The sequence below is a fragment of the Aestuariivita sp. genome, from assembly GCF_049276915.1.
Classification (GTDB): domain Bacteria; phylum Pseudomonadota; class Alphaproteobacteria; order Rhodobacterales; family Rhodobacteraceae; genus Aestuariivita.
The window spans coordinates 1-5,937 of the sequence record NZ_JBASXK010000074.1; the positions used below are offsets into that span (position 1 = coordinate 1).

Genomic DNA, 5,937 nt, shown 5'->3' on the forward strand with positions numbered 1-5,937 from the left:
CGCCTTGTCGGGCATGTTGACGACGGGTGAGTTCAGTCCAAGCCATTGTGATCTCCATTCAGCCTTACAACCGAACAGAATCACAAGTGACTGAACTCACTCAAATAGTTTCAAATCAGGCTCTCAGGCAATCGCTCAGCGGGACATTACGGATCGGATATTACGCACCGATTGCCCCGGCCTTCCTGCCCTCGATCCTGTCCTCTGTCGCGCCTGATCCGGCACAGGTCACGCTGCATCTGGAAGAATGCGACAATGACACTGCGCAGGACGGATTGCTGAGCGGCCTTTTCGACGCCATTCTCTTCGTCAGCGAGGGCGTGCGCCCCTCGGTCGCCTATGACGAGCTGATCAAGGCCCGGGCCTATTGCCTGATGCCCAGCGCGCATGCTCTGGCGGGGCAGGGCGCTGTCAGCATGGCCCAGATCGCACAGGAACCGCTTGTGGGTCTGAACCGCCCGGTCGCATCGGCCTATTACCGCGATCTTTTCGAGGCAGGCGCGCATGATCCCCGGATCATCGCCTATGCGAATTCCACCGAAATGGTGCGCAGCCTTGTCAGCGCCGGTCGCGGGGTGGCCATCCTGAACATGCAGCCCCTGACCATGACAAGCTATACCGGCGAAACGGTGGTGGGAGTGCCGATTTCCGACGCACATGCCCCGCTGACACTGGCGGTCGGATATGAAAAGACCCGGCCCCGGCGGCTGGTGCAAAGCTTTGTGGATGCCTGTCTGGCGCATTTCAACACGCCCGGACCGGCGCAATGCATCCTGCGCAGGTGATCGCCTCAGTCGGTGACGCTCAGCTGGAACACTTCATGCGGAAAGAACTTCGCCAGCCGGATATCGGCGGTGCGGGCATGACCCTCCATCCCCTCCACCCGCGACAGGCGCGCGGTGGCCTCGGCCACACCGCGGGCCCCGTCGCGGGTTGCGCGCTGCCAGGTGACGGTCTTCATGTATTTGTGCACCGACAGCCCGCCGGTGTAACGCGCGGCACCTGACGTGGGCAAAACGTGGTTTGGACCGGCCGCCTTGTCCCCGAAGGCGACCGTGGTCTCTTCGCCCAGAAACAGCGAGCCATAATTGGTCAGTCGGGCCAGCCACCAGTCCAGGTCGCCACATTGCACATGCAGGTGCTCGGGGCCGTATTCATCGCTGACGCGCGCCATGTCCTCGGCGCTGTCACACAGGATGACATCCGCATAATCGCGCCAGGCGGCGGCGGCGTTCTGGGCATTGAGCTCGGGCAATTCGCGGATCAGTCCGGGAACCAGCGCCATCACCTGCTCGGCAAGTGCGCGCGAGTTGGTGGTCAGCCAGACCGGCGAGTTATACCCATGCTCGGCCTGTCCGACCAGGTCCCAGGCCACAAGGAATGGATCGGCCGTTTCATCGGCAATTACCATGCTGTCGGTGGGACCGGCGAACATGTCGATGCCGACCTGGCCGAACAGCATCCGTTTCGCCTCGGCCACGAACTGATTGCCGGGGCCCACCAGAATATCGCAGGACGGCAGGCCGAACAGACCCATCGCCATGGACGCCACGCCCTGCACGCCGCCCATGTTCAGGATCGCATCGGCACCGCACAGATCCATGGTGAACAGGATGGGCGCGGGAATGCCGACGCCGGGTTTGGGCGGGGAACAGGCGGTGACATGTTTGACGCCCGCAACCTTGGCCGTGGTGATCGTCATCAGCGCCGAGGCGATATGGCTATAGCGCCCGCCCGGCACATAACAGCCCGCCGCATTGACGGGGATGTGCTTTTGTCCGGCAATGAAGCCGGGGCGCACCTCCATTTCGCTGTCCACGATGGTGGCCTTTTGCATCTCGGCAAAGCGGCGGATGTTGTCATGGGCAAAGCGGATATCGTCCTTGAGCCGCTCGGGCACCTGCGCGCAGGCCTGGGCGATCTGCTCGGGAGTGACCATGGCCGGGCCGGTCCATTTGTCCAGGTCCGCCGCATAGCGCACCGCCGCCGCGTCGCCTTCAGCCCGGATGCTGTCAAGCATGCCCTGCACCAGTTCGCGCACATCGCCCTGGCCCTCTTCGGCGGCCATGGCCGCCTTTTTCAGATATGTGATACCCATCTGGCGCACACCTTTTTCAATGCAGACACGAGGTTACTTTTGATCCGCACGGCGGAACGCACCCTGTACAATCCGGTCAATGACCATCGCAACAAAGAGAATGGCGAACCCACCCAGCAAACCCGGCCCCTTGGCCGCAAACTGCAAAGCTTCCAGGATCACCTGACCCAGACCTCCCCCGCCGATCAGCGAGATGATCACAACCATCGACAGGCACATCAGGATGGTCTGGTTCACACCCGTCATGATCGATGGCAGGGCAAGTGGCAACTCCACATCTTTCAGCAATTGCCAGCGCGTCGCGCCAAAGGCGGTTGCCGCTTCCTTGATACTGTCGGGCACACCGCGCATGCCAAGGGCTGTCAGGCGGATCACCGGAGGCATTCCGAAGATGATGGTCGCCAGAATGCCGGGCGGGTTGCCGGTTCCGAAGAACGCGATGATCGGGATCAGGTAGACGAAGGCCGGCAATGTCTGCATCAAGTCCAGCACCGGCTCTGCAAAGTTATAGGCGCGTTTGGACTTGCCGAACCAGATACCCAGCGGGATACCCATCGCCACACACAGCACCACCGCAGCCCCCACCAGCGCCACGGTCTCCATCGCGATTTCCCAGTACCCCAGCAGCGCGATATAGGCGAGCGCGGCAGCCGTGAAGATCGCAACGCGCGGACCCGCCGCCCGCCAGCCCACCACCACGATCACCGCCATCACCACGAGCCACGGCGTCCCGATCAGCGCCACCGAAATCGCATCCAGGATCCGGCGCACCGCCAGAACGATCCCGTCGAACGCCCCAGCCCCGTTGCGCGCCGCATCATCAATCACCCCTTCCAGCCAGCGCGCCGTGCCGGAATAGACATCCGGATCGGCCGGGAACGCGGTGATCCACTCGCTGACCCCCTCGACCGTGAACCGATAGACGGTCAGCGGAATGATGATCAGCCCCAGCGCCAGCCCCAGAACCAGGTTCTTCAGAGGCCGCCCCGAAGGCACAGCCTGTGGATCGATCCGCCAGCGGCTGTACTGGCGTTCATAGGCGATGTTTCCCCAAAAGCCCTGGATCAGTCGCAACACCAGCAATAGGGCCAGACCGGCAAGCAGGATCATCTGCGCATCGCCCGCCGCAGCTTCGGCGGTTTCGCGGCTGCGCTCGGCCGAGCGCAGCAGGTTGTCGCCCAGCTCCAGAAACCGCGTGGGATCCTGCCCGGCCGCCTCGGCATCCGCCGCGCGCTGCAAGAACTGCTGCGCGCGCGCATCCTGCCGTTCCGCCTGCGCCAGAGCGTCAGCCCCCAACTCGCCCCAGGCCCCGCGTCCGATCTGCACAAAGGCGATGATCTCCAGGATGATGAAGGCCCAGAACATGCCCCAGATGCCCCGCGCCGCCGACCAGAACGGCCCCGCCAGGGCCGCCGCCCAGTTGAAGACGCGCGGAACCGCCCCGGTGCTGTCGTGAATCTTGTGAAACGCCTTGGCGTAATGGGCCGCATTCGGCCCGGTGAATTCGGCAATCGACCGGTCCAGAGCCTCGCGGTCCACCTCGATATCCCGGACTGCTCCGCTCGCGTTCAGGTTCGTCTCTGCCTGGCTCATCCCTTGCCCCCCTGAATGCCGCGCAAAAGCGTCGTCTTGGTGATGATACCCACATCCTGACCATCGCTTTGCACGATCAGGGGCTGATCACTGTTCACCGACACATCGATCAACGCGTCCAGATCACTGTCACCCGATACGCGCCGGGCATCGGCGGCAGGCGTGGTCCCGTTGAGCGGTTCCATGATCGTATGCGCCTTGACCAGTTTCAGCCGCGAAATCCCTTGCACGAACTCGCGCACATAGTCATCAGCAGGCTGGGTCACGATCTGCTCGGGCGTGCCGATCTGCACGATCACACCATCCTTCATGATCGCGATGCGGTGGCCGATGCGGATGGCCTCATCCAGATCATGGGTGATGAACAGCGTCGATTTGTTCAGATCGCGCACAAGGGTCTTGAACTGGTCCTGCAACTGCAGCCGGATCAACGGATCAAGCGCGGAAAACGGCTCGTCCATCAGCAGGATCTCGGGGTCCGATGCGAGGGCGCGCGCGATCCCCACGCGCTGTTGCATGCCGCCGGACAATTCCTTGGGCAGCCGGTCCTCATAGCCGGTCAGATCCACAAGACCCAAGGTATGATCAGAAATGGCCCAGCGTTTCGATTTCGGAATCTTGCGGATTTCCAGCGGATAGGCGACGTTCTCGCGCACGGATCGGTGCGGCATCAGCGCCATATGCTGAAACACCATCCCGATATGGGTCGCGCGCATCTGGCGCAACTGTTTGGGGTTCATCGCGCTGACATCTTCGCCCAGCACCTTGATCGACCCCGCCGAGGGTTCGATCAGACGGTTCACATGGCGCACCAATGTGGACTTGCCCGATCCCGACAGGCCCATGATGCAAAAGATCTCGCCCCGCGCGACGGAAAAACTCGCGTCGCGCACCCCGATGACAGTGCCGTATTTTTCAAGAGCCGCAGCCTTGGACAGCCCCGATGAGGCGGCATCCCTGATTGTATCCTTGGCCTTGTCGCCAAACACTTTCCACACGCCGGAAAGCTCGACCACATGTTCCGTCATGCGTTGGTCCTGCTGCTGAGTGTATTGCAAGGGATGCGGGCGAAAGCCCCCGCATCCCCGTCTTCATGGCCAGACCTGGCTCAGTTGGTCAGCCACTGAAGAACAACGTCTTCATTGTTGGCCACCCAGTCGCGGGCAAACTCTTCCACCGGGATGTCCTTGACCGACAGATCATAGCCGGCGGTGCTCAGAACTTCGGGCGGCATGAAGTAATTGTCGAACATGGCCGCCACTTCGGGGAATTTTTCTCGTACTTCGGCTGCATAATGCAGGTGCAGGGTCGCGCCTTTCCAGGCGGTCGAGGCCTGTGATTTCTCCAGCCATGCCGGATCATCGGTGGGCTGCACGATTGTCCAGGTCGCCGGATCGTGGGGCGGCTCTTCCAGGTAGACAAGGTCATAGGCCACGAAAATGAAATGCGGCTCATAGCAGAAGCCGATCCAAGGCTCATTCGCATTGGCCGCTGCTCCCAGCTCGCCCCATGCGACCGTGCCGTCATATTCCTTCAGCTCCATTGTCTGGTCATAGCCATAGGACTTGGCCCGGATCTTTTCGATCACCGTCGAGGCCCAGCCGGGTGCTCCGATCCATACTTCCGGCGTGCCGTTGCCGTCCTTGTCCAGAACCGCGATCTTGTCGGGGTCGGTCAGATCATTGATCGACGTGATGCCATAGGTGTCGGCCGTGTATTTGGTCACACACATGCCCTGAACCGCCTGAACGGGGTTCTCGTTCATGACCACCGATTTCTCGACGTTGACGAATTTCTCGTGCAGGTTGGCCTGGTTGGGCAACCACACTTCGGGGTGCACATGCATCGAGCCGGCATCCATCGCTTCGAAGATGATGGGGTTGGTGCCGTTCTGCAATTCGACCTCAAGGCCAAAGTTCTCTTCGATCACCAGCTTTAGAATGTTGGATGTCGCATTCGCGGCAGGCCAGTTCGGCACGCCCAGCACAAGATCCGCGGCCTGCGCCGAGGTCGCAGCACCCAGAGCCACGATCGCCGAGGTCATCAGAGCTTTCGTTTTGTGTAATTTCATAGTGAAGCCTTTCCCTGTTGAAGCAGTTTTTTTTGATCTGCACTGTCACCGCCACAAGACGGGCCGTGCTTTTGAGAACAAATGACGTTGTGCCTGACCCTAAACCCACATTCCCCAAGTAACTCGCTGATTTCGCTGTCCTGATGGTGATATTTCGCATAGAAATCATGGTGTT

Annotated in this window: 5 protein-coding genes; 1 reads left to right on the forward strand and 4 read right to left on the reverse strand. The window is 61.3% G+C overall.

Going from position 1 to position 5,937, the window contains the following annotated elements:
• The first annotated feature begins 86 nt into the window (after positions 1-86).
• The gene (locus WAO69_RS07645) at positions 87-785 is read left to right on the forward strand and encodes a LysR substrate-binding domain-containing protein (RefSeq protein WP_422177687.1); all 699 of its coding nucleotides are present in this window, start codon (positions 87-89) and stop codon (positions 783-785) included.
• A 5-nt stretch (positions 786-790) separates the two neighbouring features.
• Here the strand turns inward: WAO69_RS07645 and hisD are convergent, their stop codons facing one another.
• From hisD to WAO69_RS07665, 4 genes are all read right to left on the reverse strand, one after another.
• Complete coding sequence (gene hisD / locus WAO69_RS07650; protein ID WP_422177689.1) at positions 791-2,098, reverse strand: histidinol dehydrogenase; 1,308 nt, start codon at positions 2,096-2,098, stop codon at positions 791-793.
• Positions 2,099-2,131: 33 nt separating this feature from the next.
• Positions 2,132-3,691 carry an ABC transporter permease gene (locus tag WAO69_RS07655; protein WP_422177691.1) on the reverse strand — a complete coding sequence of 520 codons (1,560 nt, stop codon included), beginning with the start codon at positions 3,689-3,691 and terminating at the stop codon, positions 2,132-2,134.
• Entirely contained in the window at positions 3,688-4,719 is a 1,032-nt protein-coding gene (locus tag WAO69_RS07660) for a quaternary amine ABC transporter ATP-binding protein (RefSeq protein WP_422177693.1), read from the reverse strand. Before WAO69_RS07660 ends, WAO69_RS07655 begins: the two co-directional genes overlap by 4 nt.
• Positions 4,720-4,799: 80 nt before the next feature.
• Entirely contained in the window at positions 4,800-5,762 is a 963-nt protein-coding gene (locus WAO69_RS07665; protein WP_422177695.1) for a glycine betaine ABC transporter substrate-binding protein, read from the reverse strand.
• Positions 5,763-5,937: the final 175 nt, after the last annotated feature.

Coding starts and splice junctions, on each gene's coding strand:
- hisD (WP_422177689.1), bottom strand. CDS start 2,098: ATGGGTATCACATATCTGAAAAAGGCGGCCATGGCCGCCGAAGAGGGC.
- WAO69_RS07655 (WP_422177691.1), bottom strand. CDS start 3,691: ATGAGCCAGGCAGAGACGAACCTGAACGCGAGCGGAGCAGTCCGGGAT.
- WAO69_RS07660 (WP_422177693.1), bottom strand. CDS start 4,719: ATGACGGAACATGTGGTCGAGCTTTCCGGCGTGTGGAAAGTGTTTGGC.
- WAO69_RS07665 (WP_422177695.1), bottom strand. CDS start 5,762: ATGAAATTACACAAAACGAAAGCTCTGATGACCTCGGCGATCGTGGCT.